Here is a 25,477-nt window from a genome sequence, read left to right as displayed (position 1 = left end):
TTTGGGGTAGGGAGGTCTTCATGAGGCCGTTCCGACAGCGAAACAGCACCAAGCCGAGCATCAACGGCAGCAGTTCCGATCGAACCGCCGGGGACGCGTCAACCCCGGCGGTCGGCGGCGACGACAGCGAGGACGATCTCGTCCGGATCGCCGCCGAGCTGGAGATGTGGGACGGATCCGCCCCCGCGGCGGTCGTCCCCCAGGGCGAGCGGGGCCGACGCATGGCCTCGCTCGCGGACTCCCTCAAGGGCACCCTGACCGCCGGCTGGACCAAGGGCAGCTCCCTGGTCGGGTCCGGTACCAGGAGCGGTGCGCTGCACCTGGTGGACCGGCTGGTCGACGCCGCACCCCGAATCCCCGTACGTGACCTCGCCACACTGCGCGCCCAGCACCCGGACGCGCGAAACGCCGAGGACCTCGCCGACAGCATCGCCTCCGGGGCCGTGAAAGCCTCCGCCTCCGTGGGCGCCGGCGTCGGCGCCGTGGCCATGCTCCCGGTGCCGCCCGCGATGGCGGTGGAGATCGCCACCGAGCTGCTCGCCGTGGCCGCCGTCGAGGTCAAGATGATCGCCGAGCTCTACCAGGTCTACGGGCAGCCGCCGAGCGGCACCGCCTCCCAGCGGGCCGGCGCCTATCTGGCCGTCTGGTCCCAGCGGCGCGGGCTCGACCTGTCCAAGCCGGGCAGCCTGGTGGCCCTGGGAACCGGCGCCGAGCTGCGCCGACAGCTGCGCAAGCGGCTCACCCGCACCGGGCTGCGCAAGCTGCCTTCGGTGGCGCCGCTGATGGTGGGGGCGCTGGCGGGGGCGACCCTGAACCGAAGGGACACCGCCAAGCTCGCCCTGGAGATCCGCAAGGACCTGCGCGGGCGCCCGCCGGTCGAGAGCGGCTACTGGGAGGCGGCGCTCGCCCGGCCGGAGGACCCGAAGGACTGAACCCCCGTACGACTGAACCCCCGTACTGAGCCTCCGTCGGCTGTCGGTCCGTCAGGCCGCCTTCAGGGCCTCCTGCTTGGCCGAGTCCAGGGCGGCGGCCAGCCCTTCGGGGTCGCGGGTCGACAGGTAGAGGTAGGGGGTCGGGTCCTGCGGGTCGGTGACCTCCACCCGCAGTGCCGTCGGGATGTAGGAGCGCAGCAGCATGAACGCGCGGGCGTTGGCCTTGCGGGTGCGCCAGGCCAGGGCCTCCGCGCGGTCCAGCGGATGGGCCGTCCCCAGTGCCTCCACCGGGATCCGCGCGTCGCCGGCCACCAGCAGCCCCTGCACCACCCGGATCCGCGCCGAGCCGTAGGAGCTCAGCAGCACGGCGGCCGCGGCCGTCCCCGCGACCAGGCCGAGCAGTCCGGGCACGATGCCGAAGAGGTAGAAGACCAGCCCGAAGGAGATGCCGCTGCCCGCGGGGAACAGCCACAGGGAGAGCGGAGCCGTGAGGCGTTCGTCGTACATGGCTCCATTGTGGGCCGCGGCCGCAGGCGATCTTGCACAGGGCCTCGGTTCCCGTTCCACCGGGGTTGTTCTGTAGGGTCGCGAGAGTGAGCCAGCACACCTCCCGTCCCTCCCTGACGCCACCACCCGGCGCCGGGGCCCCGGTCAGGCACCCCGAGGCGCCCGCGCCCGGCGTGCTGATCGACCCGCACTACGAGCACTGCTTCGGCTGCGGCCCGCGGCAGCCGCACGGACTGCACCTGGCCGCCAGGGCCGGCGAGGGCGTCGAGGTCCTGGCCGAGTTCACCGTCGCCGCAGGGCACCAGGGCGGCCCCGGGCTGGCCCACGGCGGGGTCCTGGTGACCGCGATGGACGAGGCGCTGGGGACGCTCAACTGGCTGCTGCACACCGCCTCGGTGACGGCCAGGCTGGAGACCGACTTCGTCCGCCCGGTGCCGGTCGGCGCCACCCTGTCCATCCACGCCTGGGTCGACGCGGTCGTCCGGCGCAAGATCTACTGCCGCGCCGAGGGACGGCTCGACGGCCCCGAAGGACCGCTGGCGATATCCGCGCGAGCCCTGTTCGTCCAGGTCGAACTGGACCACTTCGTCAACCATGGCCGCCCCGAGGACATCAAGGCAGTCATGGACAACCCCGATGTCTTCAAGCGCGCCCGTGCCTTCGAGGTGAATCCTTAGCCATGACCCACCCCCCTGTAGACGTCCTGCTGCGCCTGCTGGACCCGGAGCTGCCCGCCCCCTCGTACGCCCATCCGGGCGACGCCGGGGCCGACCTGCGGACCACGGTCGACGCCGAGCTGGCCCCCGGGGAGCGGGCGGTGCTGCCCACCGGGGTCGCTATCGCACTTCCGGACGGATATGCGGCCTTCGTGCATCCGCGCTCGGGTCTGGCGGCCCGCTGCGGTCTGGCGCTGGTGAATGCCCCGGGAACTGTCGATGCCGGGTACCGTGGTGAGATCAAGGTGATCGTCGTCAATCTCGACCCGCGCGAGCGGGTGGTCTTCCACCGCGGGGACCGGATCGCCCAGCTGGTCGTCCAGCGGGTCGAGAAGGTCCGCTTCCACGAGGTGGCGGAACTGCCGGGATCGGCACGTGCCATCGGTGGCTTCGGGTCGACGGGCGGCCATGCCGCGGTTAGCATTCCCGCGGCCGGGCAGGAAATCTCTTCGGTACCCGACCGGGAAGGACAGTGACCGTGTTCCGTCGTCGCGCCAAGAGCGAGGACGCTGTCGATCAGATCGAGGGCGAAGCGGCCTTCGAGGACAGCGAGGACGTCGCAGGTGTGGACTCCATGGAGGAGGACGACGCCGAGGACGCCCGGGTGGGTCTGCCGCCCGCGCCGCGTCCCGACGGCCCCTGGGACTCCACCGAGGTGGATGACGCGGCCGAGGGCCGTGTCGACCTGGGCGGCCTGCTGGTCCCCGGGGTCGACGGCATGGAGCTGAGGGTGGAGGTGGCCGGCGACTCGATCGTCGCGGCGACCCTGGTCCTCGGCAGCAGTGCCATCCAGCTGCAGGCCTTCGCTGCGCCCAGGTCCGAGGGGATCTGGGGCGAGGTCCGCCAGGAGATCGCGTCCGGCATCACCCAGCAGGGCGGTGTCGTGGACGAGGACGAGGGCCCGCTGGGCTGGGGCCTGCGGGCCCAGGTCCCGGTGCAGCTCCCGGACGGCACCCAGGGGGTGCAGCTGGTCCGCTTCGTCGGCTGCGACGGGCCGCGCTGGTTCCTGCGCGGTGTGATCTCCGGCCAGGCGGCGGTGCAGCCGGAGTCGGCCGGTGTGCTGGAGCAGGTGTTCCGGGAGACCGTGGTGGTCCGCGGGGAGACCCCGATGGCGCCGCGTGACCCGATCGTGCTCAAGCTCCCCGAGGACGCCCAGATGGTGGCGGACGGGATGCCGCAGCAGCAGTCGGCCCCGGCCAACCGCTTCAGCGGCGACCCGATGAACCCCTTCGACCGCGGCCCGGAGATCACCGAGGTCCGCTGACGCACACGGCAGCGCCGACAGGCCCCCTTCGCGGGGGCCTGTCGGCTTTCTGATCCATGAGTCGTTCGGGGCGGGAGCGGAGTGAGCGTCAAGCGGGACGAGGGTCTGATCGTCTGCGAGAACCTGGTCCGGATCTACCGCACCGAGGGCGTCGAGGTGCAGGCGCTGCAGGGCCTGGACCTGGCCGTGGCGCGGGGCGAGATGGTCGCGGTGATCGGCGCCTCCGGTTCCGGCAAGTCCACCCTGCTCGGCATCCTCTCCGGCCAGGACGTCCCCACCGCGGGGTCCGCCGAGGTCGCCGGGCACGACCTGCTCACCATGAAGCGCCGCGACCGGCTCGCCTACCGGCGCGGCACGGTCGGCTTCGTCTGGCAGCAGACCTCCCGCAATCTGCTGCCCTACCTGACCGCGGCCGAGAACGTCATGCTGCCGATGACCTACGCCGGGGTGAAGCGGTCCCAGCGCCGGGCCCGCGCCGCGGAACTGCTGGACCTGATGGGGATCGGCCACTGCGCCGACCGCGGCCCGGGCGAGCTGTCCGGCGGCGAGCAGCAGCGGGTCGCCATCGCGGTCGCCAACGCCAACCGGCCCCTGGTGCTGTTCGCCGACGAGCCCACCGGCCAGCTGGACTCCGACACCGGCCGCGCCATCATGCACCTGCTCCGCGCCGTGGTCCACAGCGAGGGCGTAACCGCCCTGGTAGCCACCCACGACCCCCAGCTCATGGAACTGGCAGACCGAGTCCTGGACCTGAAAGACGGTCGGATAACCACCGGCGAGTAGCCCCACAGGGGCGCGAGGAACTGCGCGACCAGCCACGCAGCCCCCCGCACCCTCCGTCAAACCCCCTCCACCACCCCCAACTCAGTCAGCAGCACCCTCCGCAACTCCGCTTCCCCCACACCGTGGGAAGGCCCAAGCTGCCCGTCAGTCAGCACAATCACCCGATCCGCCAACGCAATCGCCTCGTCCACGTCATGCGTGACCAGCAACACCGCCGGTCGGTGCTTCCGGCACAGCTCCCGCAGCAGCGCATGCATCTTCAGTCGCGTCAGCGCGTCCAGCGCCCCGAACGGCTCGTCCAGCAGCAGCAGTGCCGGGTCCCGTACCAGCGCCCGCGCCAGCGCCGCCCGCTGGGCCTCCCCGCCGGAGAGCGTGATCGGCCAGTCCCGGGCCCGTTCGGTCAGGCCGACCTCGGCCAGTGCACTGAGGCCGGCCTCCCTCGCACCGGCCCGCGGCAGCCCCAGTACGACATTGTCGAGCACCCGCTTCCAGGGCTGCAGCCGGTGGTCCTGGAACACCACCGACCTGCGCTCGGGCACCAGCAGCTCGCCGGTGAAGTCGGGGTCGAGCCCGGCCATCGCCCGCAGCAGCGTGCTCTTGCCCGAGCCGCTGCGGCCCAGCAGCGCGAGGAACTCGCCCTGGTGCAGCGTCAGGTCGACCCTGGCCAGCACCTCGCGGCCGTCGAAGGAGCGGTGCACCCCGGTGGCGCGGACGGCCAGGGGGGCCTCGGTGGTGGTTGCTGTCGTCATGGTGGTCAGGCTCCGTTGAATCCGCGGCGCCAGACCAGCAGGCGCCGCTCCAGCAGGCGGACGAGCGAGTCGGCGAGCAGGCCGAGCACGCCGTAGATCAGCAGTCCGAGGACGATGATGTCGGTGCGGTACCAGGCCTGGGCCTGGTTCATCAGATAGCCGATGCCGCTGGTCGCGTTGAGCTGCTCGGCGACGATGATCACCAGCCAGGCGCTGGTCAGCGCGAACCGCAGGCCGACCAGGAAGCCGGGCACGGCTCCGGGCAGGATGACGTGGCGGATCAGCCCGAGCCGGTTGAGCCCGACCACCCGTCCGGCCTCGACCAGCCGGTACTCGACACCGCGGATGCCGGCGTAGGTGTTGATGTAGACCGGGCAGGCCGCGGCGAAGGCCACCAGGGCGATCTTGGGTTCCTCGCCCACGCCGAACCAGATGATCACCAGTGGCAGCAGCCCCAGCACCGGCAGGGCCCGTACCACCTGCATGGTGGAGTCGATCAGCTCCTCGCCCAGCCGGAACAACCCGGCCAGCACCGCGAGCAGGACCCCCAGGCCGACCCCGATCAGCAGCCCGGTCCCGACCCGTTGCAGCGAGGCCAGCAGATTGCTCTCCAGCTCGCCGTCCTTGGCCAGGTCCCAGGCCGCCTGGGCGACCTGGGCCGGTGTGGCCAGCACCCGCGGGTTGATGTTGCCGGTCGCTCCCAGCAACTGCCAGACGGCGACGACCAGGGCGGGACCGGCCAGCCGCCGCAGCCAGCGCGGCAGCGGCACCCAGGTGCGGTTCGGACGGCTCAGCGTCGCGGCGTCGATCAGCACCGGCGAGTCCGGCGGGCTCTCCGGTACGGGTGGTGCGGTGACGGTGGTCGCCATGGCTGGTCCCTCTCCTAGGACTACGGGTTCCGTTGCGGCTGACAGATCAGGTGACAGATCAGGTGACAGAAGGGGTGACGGCCGGTCAGGCGGCGGTGACCACGCGGTGGTCGGCGGTGAACGGCCGCCCGGAGACCAGCACGGAGCTGCGCCCGTCCGGGCCGACCGGGACGTCGCCGATCAGGGTGACCCGGTGCAGCCGGCGCTCCACCTCCAGGTGCTCCAGGTCGCGCGGGGCGAGATGGGCGGTGGCCCGGTTGTCCCAGAAGGCGACGTGGCCGGGCTCCCAGCGGAAGCGCACGGTGTACTCGGGCCGGGTGATCTCGCCGTAGAGCAGGTCCAGGATCTGCTTGCTCTCGCCGGGGCTGACATCCACGATGTGGCTGGTGAAGCCCGGGTTGACGAACAGCGCCCGCTCCCCGGTCTCCGGGTGCACCCGGACCACCGGGTGCACCGCGACCAGCAGGTTCTCATTGATCCGCTTGGCATACTCGCTGTCCCCGGCGACCTTGCTGCTGCCGCCGTAGCGGTGCTCGGCGCGCAGGGTGTCGACGAAGGCGCGCAGCGGGGCGGACAGGCCCTGGTAGGCGGCGACCAGGTTGGTCCAGGTGGTGTCGCCGCCGAACTCCGGCACCCGCTCGGCCCGCAGGATCGATCCGGCCGGCGGGTTCACCGCGGCGGTGACGTCGGTGTGCCAGCCGTCGAAGTAGCTGTACTGGCGCTTGCGGTACTCCTCGCGGAAGCCCTTGCCGTAGCGCTCTTCGAACCGGGTGGGGTCGATGGTGAAGATCTCCGGGTGGTCCTCGGGCGGAGCGTCGTCGTGCGGGTGGGCGTAGGTCAGCTCGCCGAACTGCCGGGCGAAGGCGATCTGCGCGGCGTGGTCGAGCCGCTGACCGCGGAAGAACACCACCCTGTGGCGCTGCAGGGCCTCCTTGACCTGCTGGACCTCGGTCTCGGAGAGGGGCAGGGCCAGGTCGACGCCGTCGACGTCGGCGCCGATGTGCCCCGCGACGGGGCGGACGGTGAGTGTGCGGACGGACACGGTCATGGTGGTTCCCTTCAGAGGAAAGGGGAGGCTGCTACTGCTGGTTGGGTGCGACGACGGCGCTGAACTCCGTCTCGACGTCCGACGGGAACTCGGTGGTCACGTCGACCTTCCCGGGGACCTGCTGGTTGGCCAGGAAGAGGTCTGCCTGCCGCTGCTGGGCGTCGACCACGGTCTGGTCCAGCACGGCGAACCTGGTCTCGCCCGAGTTCTGCCAGACCAGCTTCCCGATCGCCGGGGTCTGCTTGTTGACCTTGACGTAGTAGGCGTCGATCCACTGGTCCGGGTGCGTCCTGGCCCAGCTGTAGGCCTTGATGATCCGGCCCACCAGGTCCTTGACCGCGGTCCGTTCGGCCGGATCGGCCAGGGCCTTCTGGGCGGCCAGGTAGAAGGCGTAGCCGGAGGACACCTGCCTGCCGGTGATCAGCTTCACCGCGTCCGGGTGCGCGCTGGTGTAGTTGACCAGGTCCTGCGCGGCGACGGTGGCGGCGTCGACCGTGCCCGACTCCAGCAGGCTGCCGACGTTCTGCAGCGGTACGTCGACCGGGGTGACGTCCTGCTGCTTGAGGTTCACCGTGGCCAGGGCCTGGATCAGGAAGCCCTGGTTGGCGGTGCCCTTGGAGTAGGCGACCTTGCGGCCCTTGAGGTCGGCCAGGGTTTTGATGCCGGAGCCGGCCCTGGCCAGCAGGGTGTAGCCCGGGCCGACGGTGTGGCTGGCGGCCACCACGTCCACCGGCAGCTTGGCCGCCGCGGCGAAGATCGCCGGGGTGTCGCCCATGATGCCGACGTCGACGACACCGGCCGACAGCGCCTGGTTCACCAACGGGCCGCTGTTGAACTGGTCGAACTGCACTGTGTAGTTGGGGAGGCTGTCCAGCTCGCCCGAGGTCTTCAGCAGGGTGAGCAGAGTCTTGCCCTGGTCGCCGAAGCGCAGGGTGACCTGGCCCGAGCCGGCCTTGGCCGCCGAGTCGGTACTGGCCGAGGCCGCCCCACCGCACGCGGTGGCCAGCGGGAGCAGCAGAGCCGCGAGGGCGGGCAGGACGAGAGCGGTTCTCTTGCGCATGGGAGCTTCCTTGAGGTGGTGTCAGAGAGGTGGTGTCAGACGGCGACGGAGGTGTACTTGCTCGCGGGCCTCGGCAGCCCGTAGTGCTCGCGCAGGGTCCGGCCGGTGTACTCGGTGCGGAACAGCCCGCGTTCGCGCAGGATCGGCACGACGTGCTCGGTGAAGAGCTCCAGGCCGTCGGGGAGGATCGGCGGCATGATGTTGAAGCCGTCCGCCGCGCCATGGGTGAACCACACCTCGATGTGGTCGGCGATCTGTTCCGGCGTTCCCGCCAGCACCTGGTGCCCGCGTCCGCCGCCCAGCCGGCCCACGAGTTGACGCAGGGTCAGTCCGTCCCGTTCGGCCAGGTCGCGGACCAGTTCGAAGCGGCTCTTGGCGCCGTTGATGGCCGCGACCGGCGGCAGCGGCGGCAGCGGGGCGTCCAGGGGGTGGTCGCTGAGGTCCACGCCGAGCAGGGTGGACAGCGTGCCGATGGCCCGGGCCGGGTCGATCAGGTCGTCCAGCTCCTGGTCCAGCGCCTTGGCCTCGGCCTCGGTCGAGCCGAGCACCGGCACGATGCCGGGCAGCACCACGATGCCGGCCGGGTCGCGGCCCAGGGCGGCGGTGCGGGCCTTGAGGTCGCCGTAGAACTCCTGGCCCTTGGCGAGGGTCTGCTGCGCGGTGAACACCGCTTCGGCGTGCCGGGCCGCGAAGCCGCGGCCGTTCTCCGAGCTGCCCGCCTGGACCAGCAGCGGATGGCCCTGCGGCCCGCGCGGGATGTTCAGCGGTCCCAGCACCTGGAAGTGCTCGCCGCTGTGGTTGATCTCGTGCACCTTGGCCGGGTCGGTGACCCGCCCGTTCTCCCGGTCCAGCAGCAGGGCGTCGTCCTCCCAGCTGTCCCACAGCGCCTGCACCACCTCCAGGTACTCGTCCGCCCGCTGGTAGCGGACCGCATGGTCCTGGTTGGCGGTGCGGTTGAAGTTGCGGGCGGCCCGGTCTCCGGCCGAGGTGACGATGTTCCAGCCGGCCCGGCCGTTGCTGAGGTGGTCCAGGCTGGCGAACTGCCGGGCCAGGTTGTAGGGCTCGGTGAAGCCGGTCGAGACCGTGCCGATCAGGCCGATCCGCTCGGTGCTGACGGCGAGCGCGGCGAGCAGGGTGAACGGCTCGAAGTGGCTGACCCAGGCGTTGGCCCGGGCCGGATCCGGTCCCTCGACCCCGTCGGCCAGGAAGACCGAGTCGAAGGCGGCGGCCTCCGCGGTGGCGGCGAGCCGCTGGAAGTGCGCCAGCGAGGACAGGTCGGCCGGGTCGGTGCGGGGGTGGCGCCAGGCGGCCTCATGGTGGCCGACGCCCATCAGGAAGAGGTTGAGGTGCAGTTGCCTGCGGTTGGATGCGGTCTCGTTCGAAGGCATGCGGAAGCACTCCGGGACGTGGGGCAGCGTGCAGCGGTGTGCACGGTGCTCGGTTCGGATGGGGGTGTGCGGAGACGACGTGCCGTCAGGCCCCGGATCGGTCACGGGGAGGGCGGCACGGTGAGCGGCGGAGCGCTGGGTTAACAGCCGAGTCCGGCGAAGTGGTGCAGGCGGAAGGCGTTCACGGGGTGCCGGCCTGCGGCCTCCCGGATCGTCGCCTTCTGCTGTGCGTCCATACCCCGAGTCTGCGGCCCGGCCGCCGCGGCGACAACGGTTTCTGACGCGCTGGAAATAACCCGGAGCCTCATGCCGACCTCGCCGTGCGCAGCGCCAGCGGATCCCGGTGCACGGCGGCCAGCACCGGGGTCCCGGCGGCGACCGCGAGTGCCTGGGGACCGAAGGAGCTGGGGCGGACCAGCTGCTCCACCGGCTGCCGGGTACGGGCCGCCACCTCCTCGTGCAGCACGCCGAGCAGCTCCGGAAGGTAGAGGGTGACCGCCTCGGTGAGCACCAGGGTGTCCGGGCTGATCATGTCCAGCAGCAGCGCCACGGCCGGGGCGATCTGCCGCAGCCGGGCCCGGCAGAGGTCCAGGGCACGGGCGTCACCCGCCAGCGCCGCGGCCAGCACCAGGGTCAGTTCGGGACGCGGCACGATCCCCTCGGCGACCGCGCGTTCGGCCAGGGTCCGGTCGGAGGCGGTGGCCTGCAGGCATCCGGTCCCGCCGCAGGGGCAGGGCGTCGTGGAGCCCGGCACCGGCAGATGGGCGATGCCGCCCGCGCCGTTGCGCCGTCCTCGCAGCAGCACTCCGCCGGCGGCGATGGCCGCGTCGACGACATTGCCGACGAACAGGTGCACGAGATCTCCCTGCTGACCGGCGCCGAAGAGGAGTTCGGCCTGCGCCAGCGCGCGGGCGTGGCTGTCCACATGGATCGGCAGCCGGGTCGCGGACAGCAGCGTCTGCCGCAGCGGTACGTCGCGCCAGCCCAGCGCGGAGTTCTCGACCAGCACTCCGGACTCCGGGTCCACCCAGCCGCCGGTGACCACGCCGAGGCCGAGCACCGAGCGTCCGCCTGCGTGCCTGCGCAGAAAGCCGGGCAGCAGCGCGGCGACGTCCTGGAGCACCGCCGCCGGGGTCGCCCGCCGGGGCGCGCGCTCCTGGGCGACCACCCGGCCGCGCAGATCGGTGAGCGAGAAGGTGAGCTGCGGTATCGCGATGTGCACCCCGGCGGCGAGATGCCGCCCGGTGTCGATGTCCAGCGGGATCCGGGGGCGCCCGGGGCGGGGCGCGGAGGGCTGCTCCCTGGGCTCGTACACCAGGCCCAGGGCCATCAGATCGGCGGCGTGCCGGGAGACGGCCGCCGGGCTCAGTCCGGTCTCCCTGCTGATCGTGGTGCGGGCCAGGGGCCCGCGGCGCAGGGCGGCGCGGAGCACGGCGGCCGCACCGTCGGGTCGGTCGGGCACGGGCGGCGGCGCGGGTGTGGCGATCAGCGCGAGCGGCATCGGCGGAGTCCTCGGTCGGCGGGGGTTCGGATCGGCTAGCGGCCGCCGGGACAGGTCGAGGAGGTCATACGCGCATCGTCGCAACGCTGTTCGGGAGGGTCAATGGACGCATGTTGCAGCCGTGTGGCTTTTCTGCGACACGATCCGGAAGCGCGGGGCTACCAGAGCGCGGGCTTGCGGTGGGCCCACGGGCGCATCCGCTCCAGCTGTGCCGAGAGCGAGATCAGGGTGGCCTCGTCGCCGTAGCGTCCGCCGAGCATGACGCCGATGGGGAGGCCGGCCTCGTTCCAGTGCAGCGGGAGGCTGACCGAGGGCTGTCCGGTGGCGTTGTAGAGCGGGGTGAACGGGGTGAACTCGGTGAGGTTGTCGAACTCGTGGGCCGGGTTCTCGTCGTCGCGCAGGGCGCCGACCAGGGCCGGGGGCCTGGCCAGGGTCGGGGTGAGGATGACGTCGTACTCCTCCTGCAGGGCGGCGACCAGGGCGCCGACGGCGCGGAAGGTGTAGAGCGCGGTGGCGAAGTCCGGGCCGGAGACCTTGCGGCCCTCCTCGCGCAGGTGGCGGGTCAGCGGCATCAGCAGCGACTCGTCGGCGACCGGCTGCTGGGTCGCCATCACCGCCCAGACCTGCTCGAACACCCGGCGCAGGGTGTCGTCGGCGGGCAGTTCCAGCGGTTCGGTTCGGTGGCCCAGCGAGGCCAGCAGTTCGGCGGCGCTCTCGGTGGCGTCGATGCAGTCCTGATGGACGGTCAGCCCCGGGACCGGCGGGGCGGTGAGCACGGCGACCCGCAGGCTCGCGGGCTCGCGCGCCGCGTAGGAGGCGAAGGTCTCACCGGGGGCGAGGGAAGGGGCGCTGCAGCAGTCGCCGGGCATGGTTCCGGCGAGCACGTCCAGCAGCGCGGCGGCGTCCGCGACGGTGCGGGCGATCGGGCCGTTGACGCTGAGGCCGCTGACGTCGTACAGGGTCGGGCCGCTGCTGACCCGGCCCCGGCTGGGCTTGATCCCGAACAGCCCGCAGACCGAGGCGGGGATGCGGATGGAGCCGCCGCCGTCGCTGCCCTGGGCGATCGGGGCGAGACCGGCCGCCACCGCGGCGCCCGCGCCGCCGCTGGAGCCGCCGGCCGAGTACTCCAGATCCCAGGGGGTGCGCGCGGGCGGGGCGACCTGGTTCTCGGTGTAGCAGGGCAGCCCGAACTCGGGGGTGTTGGTCTTGCCGAGCAGCACCGTGCCGGCCTGGCGCAGCTTGGTGACGATGTGGTCGTCGACCGCCGGGATGTGCTCCGCGCTGGCGGCCGAGCCCTGGGTGGCCCGGACCCCGGCCACGAAGTTGAGGTCCTTGACCGGGACCGGGACCCCGTGCAGCGGGGAGAGCGGCGCGCCGTCCCGGTCCCTGACCGCCGCCTCGGCCTCGGCCGCCTGGCTGCGGGCCAGCTCCGGGGTGACCGTGATGTAGGCGCCGAGGGATGCGTTCAGCCGGTCGATCCGCTCCAGGTAGTGGTCGGTGAGCTCGACCGGGGAGAGCTTCCCGGTCGCGATCAACTCGCCCTGTTCCAGCGCTGTCAGGTCGTGGAGCTGCGTCATTGCGTTCTCCTCGGACGGGTGCCTCGGACGGGTGCCGCGTCCGTCGTGGCGCGGCCTCTGCCTGCCGATCCTCGCACCGGCCGGTGACCCGGAACAGCCCCCGGTGGACTCGTCAAGATGTCGCTAAAGCAGCTTTCAGGGCGGCGCTGAGCAGCGGAACGGGAGCGCGACTCGCGTACGCTCAACGGGGAAGTACGACGTCAGAGGACAGGTATGCGCGGCAGGCTGCGGATCTATCTGGGGGCCGCCCCCGGAGTGGGCAAGACCTGCGCCATGCTGGGTGAGGCGCACCGGCGCCGGGACCGCGGCACCGACGTGGTGGTCGGCTTCGTCGAGGACCACGGACGCTCGCACACCGCCGGGCTGATCGCCGGTCTGGAGGTGGTGCCGCGCCGGTCCATGGAGTACCGGGGGGCCGCCTTCACCGAGATGGACGTGGACGCCGTACTGGCCCGCCGTCCCGCCGTCGCCCTGGTGGACGAGCTGGCGCACACCAATGTCCCCGGCTCGCGCAACGTCAAGCGCTGGCAGGACGTCCAGGAGCTGCTCTCGGCCGGCGTCGATGTCATCTCCACCGTCAACATCCAGCACCTGGAGTCGCTGGCGGACGTCGTCGCGGGCATCACCGGGGTGCGCCAGCAGGAGACGGTGCCGGACGAGGTGGTCCGCAGGGCCGAGCAGATCGAGCTGGTCGACATGGCCCCCGAGGCCCTGCGGCGGCGGCTGGCGCACGGCAACGTCTACGCCCCCGAGAAGGTCGACGCGGCGCTCTCCAACTACTTCCGGCCGGGCAATCTGACGGCGCTTCGGGAGCTGGCGCTGCTGTGGACCGCCGACCGGGTCGACGAGTACCTGCAGCGCTACCGGGCCGAGAACCGGATCAGCGACACCTGGCAGGCCCGGGAGCGCATCGTGGTCGGCCTCACCGGCGGCCCCGAGGGACGGACCCTGATCCGCCGGGCCGCGCGGATCGCGGCCAAGGGCTCCGGCAGCGAGATCCTGGCCGTGTACGTCGCCAAGAGCGACGGGCTGACCGGCGCCTCGCCGCAGGAGCTGACGGTGCAGCGGGCCCTGGTCGAGGATCTCGGCGGCAGCTTCCACTCGGTCCTGGGTGACAACGCCGCCGAGGCGCTGCTGGACTTCGCCCGGGGCGTCAACGCCACCCAGATCGTGCTGGGCAGCAGCAGGCGCAAGGCCTGGCAGTGGATACTGGGCCCCGGGGTCGGCGCGACCGTGGCCCGGGAGTCGGGCGACGTGGACGTGCACATCGTCACCCATGAGCACGTCGCCCGGGGCCGGGTGCGCCCGATCCGGCGCATCGCCCGGCTGGGGGCGGCCCGTACCGCCGTGGGCTGGGTGCTGGGCGTCGGCGGGCCGCTGCTGCTCACCTGGATCCTCGGCGGCACCCGCTCCGGCAGCACCGACATGCTGCTCTACCTGGGCCTCACCGTGGCCGCCGCGCTGACCGGCGGGCTGTTCCCGGCGCTGGCGTCGGCGGTGGTCGGCTCGCTGCTGATCAACTGGTACTTCACCCCGCCGCTGCACACCCTGACCGTCGCCGATCCGCAGAACATCGTCGCCATCGCGGTCTTCCTGGCGGTGGCGCTGGCGGTGGCCTATGTGGTGGACCTGGCCGCCTCCCGGACGGCCGAGGCGGCCCGCAGCCGCGCCGAGGCGGAGACCCTGAGCTTCCTCGCCGGCAGCGTGCTGAGCGGCGAGAAGGCACTGCCCGCCCTGCTGGAGCGGGTCAAGGAGACCTTCCAGATGGAGTCGGTGGCGCTGCTGGAGCGGGCGGACGACTTCGGCCCGTGGACCTGTGCCGGGTCGGTCGGGCCCGCGCCGGTGGGCCGCCCCGAGGACGCCGACGTGGACGTCCCGGTCGGCGAGCGGCTGGCGCTGGCGCTGTCCGGCCGGGTGCTCCCGGCGGGGGACCGCCGGGTGCTGGGCGCCTTCGCGGCCCAGGCGGCCGAGGTGCTGGAACGCCGTCGGCTGAGCGAACAGGCCGCCGAGGCCCGGCGGCTGGCCGAGGGCAACCGGATCCGCACCGCGCTGCTGGCCGCCGTCTCGCACGACCTGCGCACACCGCTGGCGGGCATCAAGGCGTCGGTGTCCTCGCTGCGCACCGAGGACCTGCGGTGGAGCGCCGAGGACGAGGCCGAACTGCTGGCCGGCATCGAGGAGGGCGCCGACCGGCTGGACCATCTGATCGGCAACCTGCTGGACATGAGCAGGCTGCAGACCGGCACGGTGGTCCCGCTGGTCCGCGAGTTCGACCTCGACGAGGTCGTCCCGATGGCCCTGCGCGGGGTCCCGGACGGCACGGTGCGGCTGGACGTCCCCGAGGACCTGCCGATGGTGGAGGGTGACCCCGGGCTGCTGGAACGGGCCCTGGCGAACGTGGTCGAGAACGCCGTGAAGTACCAGGGCAAGGGTCAAGTCCTGGTCTCGGGAAGTGTGCTGCGGCTGGCCGGGGAGCCGGACCGGCTGGAACTGCGGGTCGCCGACCACGGCCCCGGGATTCCCGACGAGGCCAAGGACAAGGTGTTCGAACCGTTCCAGCGCTACGGCGACGCCCCCAGGGGCGCCGGGGTCGGCCTGGGCCTCGCCGTCGCCAGGGGCTTCGTCGAGTCCATGGGCGGCCGCCTCACCGCCGAGGACACCCCGGGCGGCGGCCTCACCATGGTCTTCACTCTCCGTACCGATCAGTCGGACCGCATCACGCAGCAGGGGAAAGGCAGCCCGGAATGACAGGTGCGACCAGGGTCCTGGTGGTCGACGACGAGCCGCAGATCGTCCGCGCGCTGGTGATCAACCTCAGGGCGCGCGGCTACGAGGTCGACGCCGCCCACGACGGGGCCTCCGCACTGGAACTGGCGGCGGCCCGGCACCCCGACGTGGTGCTGCTGGACCTCGGTCTGCCGGACATGGACGGCACCACGGTCATCCGCGGGCTGCGCGGCTGGACCAAGATCCCGGTGATCGTCCTCTCGGCCCGGCACGCCTCCGACGAGAAGGTCGAGGCCCTGGACGCCGGCGCCGACGACTACGTCACCAAGCCCTTCGGCATGGACGAACTGCTGGCCCGGCTGCGCGCCGCGGTCCGCCGGGCCGCCCCGGTCGGCACCGACCCCGACGAGGCGGTCGTCACCACCCGGTCCTTCACCGTCGACCTCGTCGCCAAGCGGGTGCAGCGGGAGGGCGCGGACGTCCGGCTCACGCCCACCGAGTGGCACCTGCTGGAGGTGCTGGTGCGCAACGCGGGCCGGCTGGTCAGCCAGAAACAGCTGCTCCAAGAGGTCTGGGGACCGGCCTACGGCACTGAGAGCAACTATCTGCGCGTCTACATGGCGCAGCTCCGCCGCAAACTCGAGGCCGACCCGGCACATCCGCGGCACTTCATCACCGAGCCCGGAATGGGGTACCGCTTCGAGCAGTAGGCCTACGGAGCGGTACGGAGCGGTACTCTTCGGCTATGAGTGGTGACACCCGAATCGACCGGCAGCAGGGGCGTCTGCGCCGGATGCTCAACCGCCTGGCCGCGAGCAGCGAGGAGCTCCAGGCCGAGGAGCTGCGCCAGGACGCCGAGGAAGCCGGCTGCATGCCCATCGCCTCCTGCCAGGACCGCCAGCAGGTCACGGTGACGGGCACGCTGCGCGCGGTGACCCTGCGCCCCCGGGCCGGCGTCCCCGCCCTGGAGGCGGAGCTCTTCGACGGCACCGACGCCCTGGACGTGGTCTGGCTGGGCCGCCGCTCCATCGCCGGGATAGAGCCCGGCCGCCGCCTGGTGGCCCACGGCCGGATCAGCCATGCGCGAGGCCGCCGGGTGCTCTTCAACCCGCGGTACGAGCTGCGCCCTGTCGGATCGGAGTAGCACTCGCGTGAGCCCCAGTCACAAGCTGGACCCCGCCAAGGCGGACACGGACGCCACCGAGGTCGACACCTCGCTCATCGACACCTTCGGCGGCGTCCGCGGCATGGTCGACATGACCGTCCCCGGCTTCGTCTTCGTCCTGCTCTACACGATCACCAAGAATCTCGGCGTCTCCGCCTGGTCGGCCGTCGGTGTCACGGTGCTGCTCGCCGTGGTCCGCCTGGTCCGCAGGGAGACCCTGAAACATGCCTTCGGCGGCGTGCTGGGCGTGGCCATCGGCGCGTTCATCGCCATGAAGTCCGGCAAGGCCCAGGACTTCTACCTGCCGTCGATGATCTACGGCGTGCTGCTGGGCGTGCTCTACGCCGTCTCGGCGCTGGTGCGCTGGCCGCTGCTCGGCGTGCTGCTCGGCCCGATGCTGGGCGAGAACATGACCTGGCGCACCCAGAACCCGGGCCGTCTTGCCGCCTACACCAAGGCCACCTGGGTCTGGGTCGCCCTCTTCGCCATCCGCGCGGCGATCCTCTTCCCGCTCTACTGGGCCGGCAACGTCACCTGGCTCGGCGTCGCCAAGATCGGCCTCGGCGTCCCCCCCTGGCTGGTCGCCATCTACCTCTCCTGGCTCATCCTCTCCAAGGCCCCGCCCCCCATCAAGGTCGCCGTAGAGGAAGAAAAAGAACCCGCACCCGACCACGCAGAGGTCTAGGCAACGCCTCAGGGGCGCGAGGCTGTGCTTGTTTAAAAGCGTGCGCGGCCAACCATGCACAGACGTGCACGCCGACCGAACAGCAACCCCGCGCCCCGAGTGGAAGCGTCAGCTCTCCTTGGACAGCAGCTCTTCGAGCTCCCGTTCCCGCTCCGCCGTAGCCACGAACAGCAACTCGTCCCCACCCTCAAGACTGTCGCTGCCGCTCGGAACGAGCACACGACCCTCGCGGATGATGGTGACCAACGCAGTGTCCTGCGGCCACTCCACATCACTCACCCGCAGTCCCACAGCCGTGGCCGTCCCCGAGAGCGTGATCTCCACGAGATTCGCGTCGCCCTGGCTGAACCGCATCAGCCGCACCAGATCGCCGACGCTCACCGCCTCCTCGACCAGGGCCGACATCAGCCGCGGCGTCGAGACGGCCACGTCCACCCCCCAGGCCTCGTTGAAGAGCCACTCGTTCTTGGGGTTGTTCACCCGCGCGACCACCCGCGGCACGCCGTACTCGGTCTTCGCCAGCAGCGAGACGACCAGGTTGACCTTGTCGTCCCCGGTCGCGGCGATGACGACGTTGCAGCGCTGCAGCGCCGCCTCGTCCAGCGCGGTGATCTCGCAGGCGTCCGCCAGCAGCCACTCGGCCTGCGGCACCCGCTCCACCGAGATGGACTTGGGGTTCTTGTCCACGAGGAGGACCTCGTGCCCGTTCTCCAGCAGCTCGCCCGCGATGGATCGTCCCACCGCACCGGCCCCGGCAATGGCTACCCGCATCAGTGCTCCTCCGGGCCCTTCGCGAACACGGCCTCGACGGCCTCGAGATCTGCGATGCGCATCATCATGTGCACGAGGTCGCCCTCCTGCAGCACCATGTCGGCGGTGGGCAGGGTGCCCACGCCGAGACGGCTGACGAACGCCACCCGCACCGCCGCGGCCTGCTCCAGCTTGCTGAGGCGGTGGCCGATCCATCCGGACGCCACCGGAACCTCGGCGAGCTGCACGGCGCCGCTCGGGTCCTGCCAGTTGGGCTCGGAGCCGCTGGGCAGCAGCCGACGCAGCATCTGGTCGGCGGTCCAGCGGACCGTGGCGACGGTGGAGATGCCCAGCCGCTGGTAGACCTCGGCGCGGCGCGGGTCGTAGATCCGGGCCGCGACGTTCTCGACGCCGAAGTTCTCCCGGGCCACCCGCGCGGCGATGATGTTGGAGTTGTCGCCGCTGCTGACCGCTGCGAAGGCCCCGGCCTGCTCGATACCGGCCTCGCGGAGCGTGTCCTGGTCGAAGCCGACCCCGGTCACCCGCTGGCCGGTGAAACCGGAACCCAGACGGCGGAACGCCGTGGGGTCCTGGTCGACGACAGCGACCGAGTGCCCCTGCTTCTCGAGGGTGCGCGCGAGGGCAGAACCCACGCGGCCGCAGCCCATGATGACGATGTGCACGCCCGTCCTTCCGGAGTGATGTCCCGGCTCGATCCTGGCACCTTCTTAACCGGTGCCTGCACCAGGGTCGCACCCTCGCGCGCCGATGACACAACCGCAGTACCCGCGCAACCCGGGTCGTCACACCCCGGAACGCCCTCGGATCCAGGAGTCAGCTGGGAAGCGGCCTATGGACCGGGCCGAAGCCGGGCAAGGGGAATAAGGGAACTCACACCTTCCCGATACCGATCCGCAACATTCCGGGGGTGCGGCGAGTGACGGTGCACGCATTTCGGGAGGGGCGTTAAGAACGCGTCAAGCTCAGGCTCTACGATCCTCGTCGTGTCCAAACTCACCGATGTACCCAAGCGGATCCTGATCGGCCGCGCACTCCAGAGCGACAAGCTGGGTGAGACGCTGCTGCCGAAGCGGATCGCGCTGCCGGTCTTCGCGTCCGACGCACTGTCCTCGGTGGCGTACGCGCCCGAGCAGATCTTCCTCGCGCTGGCGGTCGCTGGCATCTCCACCATCCACTTCTCCTGGTGGGTGGGCGGTGTGGTGGCGCTGGTGATGCTGGTCGTCGTCGCCTCGTACCGGCAGAACGTGCACGCCTATCCCAGCGGCGGCGGCGACTACGAGGTCGCCACGGTGAACCTGGGCGGCAACGCCGGCCTGACCGTGGCCGCCGCGCTGATGGTGGACTACGTGCTCACCGTGGCGGTGTCGACCACCTCCGGTGTCGCCAACGTGGTCTCCGCGGTGCCGTCGCTGCACGGCCACGAGGTGGGGATCTCGGTCACCCTGGTCGTGATTCTGATGGGGATGAACCTGCGCGGGGTGCGCGAGTCGGGGTCGGCCTTCGCCGTCCCGACCTACGGCTTCATGATCGGCATCCTGGGGCTGATGGCTTATGCGGCGGTCCGGCACTTCCTGCTGGGCAATCAGATGCACGCCGCCAGCTACAGCTTCGACCTGGTCCCGGCGCATGGACACGAGAACGTGGCCGGGCTCGCGATGGTCTTCCTGCTGCTCAAGACCTTCTCCTCGGGGTGCGCCGCGCTGACCGGTGTCGAGGCCATCAGCAACGGCGTCCCGGCCTTCAAGAAGCCCAAGAGCAAGAACGCCGCGACCACGCTGCTGATGATGGCGATCATCGCCGTGGTGATGCTGATCGGCATCATCTGGATGGGCAATCTGACCGGGCTGAAGATGTCCGAGGACACCGGACAGCTGATCGGCGCCCCGGCGGACTACCACCAGAAGACCGCGCTGGCGCAGATCAGCCAGGCCGTCTTCAGCAACTTCACCCCGGGCTTCTACTTCATCGCCGCCGTCACCGGGCTGATCCTGGTGCTGGCCGCCAACACCGCCTTCAACGGCTTCCCGGTGCTCGGCTCGATCCTCGCCCAGGACCGCTACCTGCCGCGCCAGCTGCACACCCGCGGGGACCGGCTGGCGTTCTCCAACGGCATCATCATGCTGGCCGGTGTCGCGATCGTCTTCATCATCGGCTACGGCGCCGACCCCAACCGGCTGATCCAGCTCTACATCATCGGCGTCTTCGTCTCCTTCAACATGAGCCAGACCGGCATGATCCGGCACTGGACCCGGCTGCTGAAGACCGAGACCGAGCCGTCGGTGCGCCGCCGGATGATGCGCAGCCGGGTGATCAACAGCGTCGGTCTGGCGTGCACCGCGTGCGTCCTGGTGGTCGTCCTCGGCACCAAGTTCCTCTCCGGCGCCTGGATGTCCTGCCTGCTGATGGTGGTCTTCTTCGTGATGATGAAGGCGATCAGGAAGCACTACGACCGGGTCTCCGCCGAGCTGGTCGCGGCCGACGAGCGCCCCGACGAGGCGGTGCTGCCGTCGAAGGTGCACTCGGTGGTGCTGGTGTCCAAGCTGCACAAGCCCACCCTGCGGGCGCTGGCGTACGCGCAGCTCTCGCGCTCCGCGCACACCTCCACGCTGGAGGCGGTCACCGTGGACGTGGACCCGGCGGACACCGCGGCGCTGAAGGCGGACTGGGAGCGGCGCGGGATCGAGATCCCGCTGAAGGTGCTGCACTCGCCGTACCGCGAGGTCACCCGTCCGGTCGTGGACTACGTCCGGCAGCTGCGCAAGGACAGCCCGCGCGCGGTGGTCACCGTCTACATCCCCGAGTACGTGGTCGGCCACTGGTACGAGCAGCTGCTGCACAACCAGAGCGCGCTGCGGCTCAAGGGCCGGCTGCTGTTCACCCCGGGTGTCATGGTGACCTCGGTACCCTGGCAGCTGGAGTCCTCCGAGCGCCGTCGCAAGCCGGTGGAGTGGAACGCCCCCGGGCAGATCCGTCGTGGAGACCTCCTCCGTGTGCAGAAGCGCGCGGGCGCCGCCGAGGGCACGGAGAACGGCACGGGCGGTGCTGGGACCACCGACAGCAAGGACAGCAGCGCGTGACACCCCCTGGCAGGACCCGATCCGAGACCGCCGCCGCCGAAGGCGAGGCGCCGTCCCTGGTCGGGCAGCGGTACGAGGTCGAGGTGGGCCCGGTCGCCCACGGCGGCCACTGCGTGGCCCGGCACGAGGGCCGGGTGCTGTTCGTCCGGCACGCCCTGCCGGGCGAGCGGGTGGTCGCCGAGGTCACCGACGGCACGGCGACCTCGCGCTTTCTGCGGGCGGACGCGGTCGAGGTGCTGCAGCCGTCCAAGGACCGGGTGGAGCCGCCCTGCGCCTTCGCCGGACCGGGGAAGTGCGGTGGCTGCGACTGGCAGCACGCGACTCCGGGCGCGCAGCGCAAGCTCAAGGTGCAGGTGCTGACCGAGCAGTTGCGGCAGCTGGCGAAGCTCGACCCGGCCGGGGCCGGCTGGGACGGCAGCATCGAGCCGGTCGGCGGCAAGCTCCCGGTCGGCACGGTGCCGCAGTGGCGGACCCGGGTCCAGTACGCGATCGACCCGGACACCGGTGAGGCCGGTCTGCGGCGGCACCGCTCGCACCGGGTGCAGCCCATCGACCGCTGCCTGATCGCCTCGGCCGGGGTGACCGAGCTGGGCGTGGAGGCGCGCGACTGGGAGGGCATGGCCACGGTCGAGGCGATCGCCGCGACCGGGTCCTCGGACCGCCAGGTGATCCTGACGCCGCGGGCCGGCGCCAGGCTGCCGATCGTGGAGCTGGACCGTCCGGTGTCGGTGATGCGGATCGACGACCACGGGGGACTGCACCGGGTGCACGGGCGCTCGTTCGTGCGGGAGCGCGCGGCCGGCCGCACCTGGCGGGTCAGCGAGGGCGGTTTCTGGCAGATCCACCCGGAGGCCCCCGACCTGCTGGTCTCGGCCGTGCTGGAGGGGCTGGACCCGCAGGAGGGCGAGAACGCCCTGGACCTGTACTGCGGTGTGGGCCTGTTCGCCGGGGCCCTGGCCGACCAGCTCGGGGAGACCGGCGCGGTGCTCGGCATCGAGTCGTCCAAGCAGTCGGTGGCCGATGCCCGGCACAACCTCGGCGACCTGATCGGCGAGGGCCGGGTGCGGATCGAGTGCGACCGGGTGGAGCGGCTGCTGCCGCGCACCGGTATCACCGAGACGGACCTGGTGGTACTCGACCCGCCGCGCTCCGGCGCGGGCCGTGACACCGTGCGCCACCTGGCCGGGCTCACGCCCCGGCGGATCGCCTATGTCGCCTGCGACCCGGCCGCCCTCGCCCGTGACCTGGGCTTCTTCTCCTCGGTCGGTTACCGTCCGGTCAGCCTGCGGGCCTTCGACCTGTTCCCGATGACCCAGCACTTCGAGTGCGTGGCGATCCTGGAGCCCGTTTCGGGTTGATTTCCCGTGACCTGTTCCGCTCTTGGCGGGTTCACCCGCTGGGTAGTGCTCTTCTTATGACCCTTGCGTGCTAGCAGAATCGCGCTAGCTTGGAAGTATGACAAAGAAGCAGCTCAATGTCCGGGTGGACGCCACCACGGCCGAGATCGCCCGCGCCAGGGCGGAACAGGAGGGGATCAGCATGAACCAGTACATCGAGAAGCTGGTCCAGCAGGACATGGGAGAGACCGGCAGGTCCTTCGTGGACGCCGCCGCGCAGTTCATGAAGGAGTACGAGGCGGCCTTCCTCGCCGAGTTCGGTGAGCACGAAGGAGCGGGACAGCGCCGTTGAACGTCGAGATCGACCTGTCCTGGCTGCTCATGGTCGCCGAGCAGTACACCCCGGGCGACCCCCGGGTCACCGACTACGGCTCGCTTGTCGCCGCGGTGACCCGGCACCAGGCGGAGATCTTCGACGTGCTCGTCTACCCCGAGCCCGAGGACCGCGCCGCGGCGCTGATGCACCAGCTGATCCGGGTGCCGGCGCTGGAACGCAACAACGAGCTCTTCGCCACCGCTGTCGCCTTCGCCTACCTGGTCTCCGGCGGCGCCAACGTGGCCACCACCACCCGCGAGATGCGCGCCCTGGCCCGTGCCGTGCGCGACGGCCGGCTCGGTGTCGACGGCGCGGCCCAGCGACTGGCGGGCTGGATCGTCGACCAGCTGCCCGAGGCCGACGGGGAGTCCGAGGGCGACGGCGGGACCGACTAGTCTGACCTGCTGGTTCAGTTGACACCGCAGGGACCGCAGGGAGACGGACGCGTGCTGCAGGACGTTGTGGAGTACCTGGTCTGCCCGCACTGCGGGCAGGGTCTCGCGGCCGGTCCCGGCGGCGGGGCACTGCGCTGCCCCGAGCGGCACACCTTCGACATCGCCAGGCAGGGCTATGTCAGCCTGCTGCCCGGCGACGCCCACACCGGCACCGGCGACACCGCCGCCATGGTCGCCGCCCGTGACGCCTTCCTCGGCGCCGGGCACTACGCGCCCGTCGCCGAAGCGCTCGCCGCGGCCGCCCCGGCCGACGCCCGCTGCGTGGTCGACCTCGGCGCGGGCACCGGCCACTACCTCGCCGCGGTCCTCGACGCGCTGCCCGGGGCGCACGGAATCGCCCTGGACATCTCCAAGTTCGCGCTGCGCCGCGCGGCGCGCTCGCACCCCCGCGCCGGGGCCGTGGTCTGCGACGCCTGGCGTCCGCTGCCGATCCGGGACGACGCCGCCGACCTGGTGCTCAATGTCTTCGCCCCGCGCAACGGCCCTGAGCTGCGCCGGGTGCTGCGGCCCGGCGGCACCCTGCTGACCGTCACCCCGACGCCGCGTCACCTGGGGGAGCTGGTCGAGGAACTGGGCCTGCTCGGAGTGGACGGGCGGAAGGAGGAGCGGCTGGCGGCGACGCTGGGACCGTATCTGGACTCCGCGGGCGGCAGCGAGCACGACTTCACCATGCTGCTGGACCACGAGGCCGTCCGCACCGTGGTGGGCATGGGCCCCAGCGCCTGGCACACCGACCGGGCCGCCCTGGCCGAACGGATCGCGGGGCTGCCGGACCCGGTGCCGGTGACGGCGTCGGTCACCCTGAGCAGGTTCACCAACGGGCCGGTCGCTCGTTGAATCCGGTGTGAGCGAATCTTCCCCGCGCCGGGCCACCATCGGCGAACTGCGCCTGGTGGCGTTCAAGTCCCATGTCGGCACCGTGCTGCCGCTGGCCCCGGTCACGCTGGTGCAGGGCGTCTCCGGCAGCGGAAAATCCAATCTGCTCGATGCGCTGGCCGCCCTGTCCGGCCTGGCCGGTGGTGCCGACCTGGCCGAGGCGCTGGCGTCGGTCCGGGGCGGTCTGCGCGGCTGTGTGCCGCACGGCCGACAGGGGTTCCGGCTCGGCTGCAGCGTGGAGACCGCGCGCAGCGGAACGGTGAGCCTGGAAGTGGCGGTGCGGACCGACGGCGAGCCCAGGATCGTCGCCGAGCGGATCACCGGCACCCTGCCGGGGGCTCCGTCCCGGGTACTGCTCGCCACCGGGGAGGAGGACCGCGCGCGGGGCCGGATCAACGCGGTCTGGCACAGCGACGGGAGGCAGGGCGACATCCGCGCCCCGCTGGCGGCCGGCAGCCTGCTGGCGGCCCAGCTGCCGCTGCGGATCGCCGGGGCCACCGCCGGCGAGCAACGGGTGCTCACGGCGGTGGAGGACCTGCTCACGGCCCTACGCGAGGTGTTCCCGGTCGACCCCGTGCCCGCACTGATGCGGGGCTGGGTCCCGGTCGGGGACGACGCCAGGCTGCGGAGCACGGCGGCGAACCTGTCGGCGGTGCTGGCGCGGATCCAGTCCGAGTGCCGGATCAGGTACGGCAAGCTGCTGCAGAGCGTCAGGACCGGCAGCCCCTACCCGGTCCGCGAACTGGGGGTGCTGCGCAGCGACGACGCACGGGTGCGGGCGGCCCTGTGGGAGGGGGAGGGCGCGGTGACCGGGGCCGAGTCGATGAGCAGCGGCCTGCTGCGCTACCTGGCCTTCGCGACGGTGCTGCTGACCGGCCCCGGAGTGCTCCAGATGAGCTCGGCGGAGGTTCCCCAGGTGGACCGGCTGCTCACGGTGCTCGCCGAGGACCTGGACGCCGGGCTGGCGGAGGGGCAGGTGGCGGAGCTGCTGCGGCTCGCCGGGGAGGTCGTCCGGCACGGTCACGCCCGGCTGCTGGCGACGCTGCGGGACGGGGCGGCGGGAGCGGCCCCGGAGGCGCTGGTGCTGCACTGCCGCCGTGATCCGCGGACCGGGTACAGCGTGCTGGAGCCGTCGTCGGCCCCGGCCCCGGTGCCGGCCCCCGCACTGGCCTGCGCACCGGCCCTTGCCCAGGTGCGGGCGGGGGTCGGCGGCCGGGGAGAATGGGCGCATGACTGATCGACAGCTGGATGTCCCGCTGCTCCAGCAGCGGTTGCGCGAGTTCGCCGCGGCACGGGACTGGGGGCAGTACCACACGCCGAAGAACCTGGTGGCGGCGCTCAGCGTGGAGGCGTCCGAACTGCTGGAGATCTTCCAGTGGCTGACCCCGGAGCAGGCGGCTGCGGTGATGGAGGACCCGGTGCGGGCGCACCGGGTCGAGGACGAGGTGGCCGATGTGCTGGCCTATCTGCTGCAGTTCTGCTCGGCGCTGGGGGTCGACCCGCTGGCGGCGCTGGCGGCGAAGATCGAGCGCAATGAGCACCGCTTCCCGGCAGGGGCCACCCCGCCGCTGGACGGGTCCTGACGTCAGTCGCCCTGACCTCTGTCACCCCTGA

The 25,477-nt window shown here is 71.8% G+C and carries 26 protein-coding genes; 16 read left to right on the top strand and 10 right to left on the bottom strand.

The window, feature by feature from the left end:
* The first annotated feature begins 20 nt into the window (after window positions 1-20).
* Window positions 21-932, top strand: coding sequence for a hypothetical protein (locus ABH941_RS15875; protein WP_370129815.1), 912 nt, complete (start codon window positions 21-23; stop codon window positions 930-932).
* 51 nt (window positions 933-983) lie between these two features.
* Here ABH941_RS15875 and ABH941_RS15870 read toward each other — a convergent pair whose 3' ends face one another.
* Entirely contained in the window at window positions 984-1,439 is a 456-nt protein-coding gene (locus ABH941_RS15870; RefSeq protein WP_370129814.1) for a DUF3093 domain-containing protein, read from the bottom strand.
* A gap of 86 nt (window positions 1,440-1,525) precedes the next feature.
* On the opposite strand from ABH941_RS15870, the gene ABH941_RS15865 reads away from it, so the two are divergent.
* The 4 genes from ABH941_RS15865 (at window position 1,526) to ABH941_RS15850 (ending at window position 4,202) form a co-directional block, all read left to right on the top strand.
* Window positions 1,526-2,116, top strand: coding sequence for a PaaI family thioesterase (locus tag ABH941_RS15865; protein WP_370129813.1), 591 nt, complete (start codon window positions 1,526-1,528; stop codon window positions 2,114-2,116).
* A 2-nt stretch (window positions 2,117-2,118) separates the two neighbouring features.
* Complete coding sequence (dut, locus tag ABH941_RS15860) at window positions 2,119-2,631, top strand: dUTP diphosphatase (RefSeq protein ID WP_370129812.1); 513 nt, start codon at window positions 2,119-2,121, stop codon at window positions 2,629-2,631.
* Window positions 2,632-2,633: 2 nt separating this feature from the next.
* Window positions 2,634-3,419, top strand: coding sequence for a DUF3710 domain-containing protein (locus ABH941_RS15855; RefSeq protein WP_370129811.1), 786 nt, complete (start codon window positions 2,634-2,636; stop codon window positions 3,417-3,419).
* An 81-nt stretch (window positions 3,420-3,500) separates the two neighbouring features.
* Window positions 3,501-4,202, top strand: a complete 702-nt coding sequence (locus ABH941_RS15850; protein WP_370129810.1) for an ABC transporter ATP-binding protein — start codon at window positions 3,501-3,503, stop codon at window positions 4,200-4,202.
* A gap of 56 nt (window positions 4,203-4,258) precedes the next feature.
* Here the strand turns inward: ABH941_RS15850 and ABH941_RS15845 are convergent, their stop codons facing one another.
* The 7 genes from ABH941_RS15845 to ABH941_RS15815 form a co-directional block, all read right to left on the bottom strand.
* Window positions 4,259-4,951 carry an ABC transporter ATP-binding protein gene (locus ABH941_RS15845; protein ID WP_370129809.1) on the bottom strand — a complete coding sequence of 231 codons (693 nt, stop codon included), beginning with the start codon at window positions 4,949-4,951 and terminating at the stop codon, window positions 4,259-4,261.
* Between the two features lie 5 nt (window positions 4,952-4,956).
* Entirely contained in the window at window positions 4,957-5,820 is an 864-nt protein-coding gene (locus ABH941_RS15840) for an ABC transporter permease (RefSeq protein WP_370129808.1), read from the bottom strand.
* An 85-nt stretch (window positions 5,821-5,905) separates the two neighbouring features.
* Entirely contained in the window at window positions 5,906-6,868 is a 963-nt protein-coding gene (locus ABH941_RS15835; protein ID WP_370129807.1) for a TauD/TfdA dioxygenase family protein, read from the bottom strand.
* A 31-nt stretch (window positions 6,869-6,899) separates the two neighbouring features.
* On the bottom strand, window positions 6,900-7,928 hold the full coding sequence (locus ABH941_RS15830; RefSeq protein WP_370129806.1) for an ABC transporter substrate-binding protein: 1,029 nt from the start codon (window positions 7,926-7,928) through the stop codon (window positions 6,900-6,902).
* Between the two features lie 35 nt (window positions 7,929-7,963).
* Window positions 7,964-9,316, bottom strand: a complete 1,353-nt coding sequence (locus ABH941_RS15825) for an LLM class flavin-dependent oxidoreductase (protein ID WP_370129805.1) — start codon at window positions 9,314-9,316, stop codon at window positions 7,964-7,966.
* A 304-nt stretch (window positions 9,317-9,620) separates the two neighbouring features.
* A complete protein-coding gene (locus ABH941_RS15820; protein ID WP_370129804.1) occupies window positions 9,621-10,817 on the bottom strand; it encodes an ROK family protein in 1,197 nt (398 codons plus the stop codon).
* A gap of 158 nt (window positions 10,818-10,975) precedes the next feature.
* Window positions 10,976-12,394: an amidase gene (locus ABH941_RS15815; protein WP_370129803.1), complete on the bottom strand. Its 1,419-nt coding sequence runs from the start codon at window positions 12,392-12,394 to the stop codon at window positions 10,976-10,978.
* A gap of 213 nt (window positions 12,395-12,607) precedes the next feature.
* Here ABH941_RS15815 and ABH941_RS15810 point away from each other — a divergent pair, with 213 nt between their 5' ends.
* The 4 genes from ABH941_RS15810 to ABH941_RS15795 are packed head-to-tail and all read left to right on the top strand — an operon-like array spanning window position 12,608 to window position 16,971.
* Window positions 12,608-15,142 carry an ATP-binding protein gene (locus tag ABH941_RS15810; protein ID WP_370129802.1) on the top strand — a complete coding sequence of 845 codons (2,535 nt, stop codon included), beginning with the start codon at window positions 12,608-12,610 and terminating at the stop codon, window positions 15,140-15,142.
* Window positions 15,139-15,831, top strand: coding sequence for a response regulator (locus tag ABH941_RS15805; RefSeq protein WP_370129801.1), 693 nt, complete (start codon window positions 15,139-15,141; stop codon window positions 15,829-15,831). Before ABH941_RS15810 ends, ABH941_RS15805 begins: the two co-directional genes overlap by 4 nt.
* A 35-nt stretch (window positions 15,832-15,866) precedes the next feature.
* Window positions 15,867-16,265: an OB-fold nucleic acid binding domain-containing protein gene (locus ABH941_RS15800; RefSeq protein ID WP_133999952.1), complete on the top strand. Its 399-nt coding sequence runs from the start codon at window positions 15,867-15,869 to the stop codon at window positions 16,263-16,265.
* A gap of 7 nt (window positions 16,266-16,272) precedes the next feature.
* Complete coding sequence (locus tag ABH941_RS15795; protein WP_370129800.1) at window positions 16,273-16,971, top strand: DUF3159 domain-containing protein; 699 nt, start codon at window positions 16,273-16,275, stop codon at window positions 16,969-16,971.
* A gap of 108 nt (window positions 16,972-17,079) precedes the next feature.
* On the opposite strand, the gene ABH941_RS15790 is transcribed toward ABH941_RS15795, so the two are convergent.
* Window positions 17,080-17,742: a TrkA family potassium uptake protein gene (locus ABH941_RS15790; RefSeq protein WP_030258937.1), complete on the bottom strand. Its 663-nt coding sequence runs from the start codon at window positions 17,740-17,742 to the stop codon at window positions 17,080-17,082.
* A complete protein-coding gene (locus ABH941_RS15785) occupies window positions 17,742-18,404 on the bottom strand; it encodes a TrkA family potassium uptake protein (protein WP_133999949.1) in 663 nt (220 codons plus the stop codon). Before ABH941_RS15785 ends, ABH941_RS15790 begins: the two co-directional genes overlap by 1 nt.
* Window positions 18,405-18,725: 321 nt before the next feature.
* On the opposite strand from ABH941_RS15785, the gene ABH941_RS15780 reads away from it, so the two are divergent.
* The 7 genes from ABH941_RS15780 to ABH941_RS15750 all read left to right on the top strand — a co-directional run bounded on the left by ABH941_RS15780 (window position 18,726) and on the right by ABH941_RS15750 (window position 25,446).
* Entirely contained in the window at window positions 18,726-20,819 is a 2,094-nt protein-coding gene (locus tag ABH941_RS15780) for an APC family permease (RefSeq protein ID WP_370129799.1), read from the top strand.
* Window positions 20,816-22,177: a class I SAM-dependent RNA methyltransferase gene (locus ABH941_RS15775; RefSeq protein ID WP_370129797.1), complete on the top strand. Its 1,362-nt coding sequence runs from the start codon at window positions 20,816-20,818 to the stop codon at window positions 22,175-22,177. Before ABH941_RS15780 ends, ABH941_RS15775 begins: the two co-directional genes overlap by 4 nt.
* A 97-nt stretch (window positions 22,178-22,274) precedes the next feature.
* Window positions 22,275-22,508 carry a toxin-antitoxin system HicB family antitoxin gene (locus ABH941_RS15770; protein WP_133999940.1) on the top strand — a complete coding sequence of 78 codons (234 nt, stop codon included), beginning with the start codon at window positions 22,275-22,277 and terminating at the stop codon, window positions 22,506-22,508.
* Window positions 22,505-22,927, top strand: coding sequence for a fic family toxin-antitoxin system, toxin component (locus tag ABH941_RS15765; protein WP_370129796.1), 423 nt, complete (start codon window positions 22,505-22,507; stop codon window positions 22,925-22,927). The genes ABH941_RS15770 and ABH941_RS15765 overlap by 4 nt, the downstream gene beginning before the upstream one ends.
* A gap of 51 nt (window positions 22,928-22,978) precedes the next feature.
* The gene (locus tag ABH941_RS15760) at window positions 22,979-23,824 is read left to right on the top strand and encodes a putative RNA methyltransferase (protein ID WP_370129795.1); all 846 of its coding nucleotides are present in this window, start codon (window positions 22,979-22,981) and stop codon (window positions 23,822-23,824) included.
* Between the two features lie 7 nt (window positions 23,825-23,831).
* Window positions 23,832-25,100 carry an AAA family ATPase gene (locus tag ABH941_RS15755; RefSeq protein WP_370129793.1) on the top strand — a complete coding sequence of 423 codons (1,269 nt, stop codon included), beginning with the start codon at window positions 23,832-23,834 and terminating at the stop codon, window positions 25,098-25,100.
* Window positions 25,093-25,446, top strand: a complete 354-nt coding sequence (locus tag ABH941_RS15750) for a nucleotide pyrophosphohydrolase (RefSeq protein WP_133999928.1) — start codon at window positions 25,093-25,095, stop codon at window positions 25,444-25,446. The genes ABH941_RS15755 and ABH941_RS15750 overlap by 8 nt, the downstream gene beginning before the upstream one ends.
* The last annotated feature ends 31 nt before the right edge of the window (window positions 25,447-25,477 follow it).

The sequence above is a fragment of the Streptacidiphilus sp. EB103A genome, assembly GCF_041261405.1.
In the GTDB taxonomy this organism is placed as follows: Bacteria; Actinomycetota; Actinomycetes; order Streptomycetales; family Streptomycetaceae; genus Streptacidiphilus.
The sequence above is the reverse complement of the archived record's forward strand: the minus strand, read 5'-3'. Positions and strand labels throughout refer to the sequence as shown.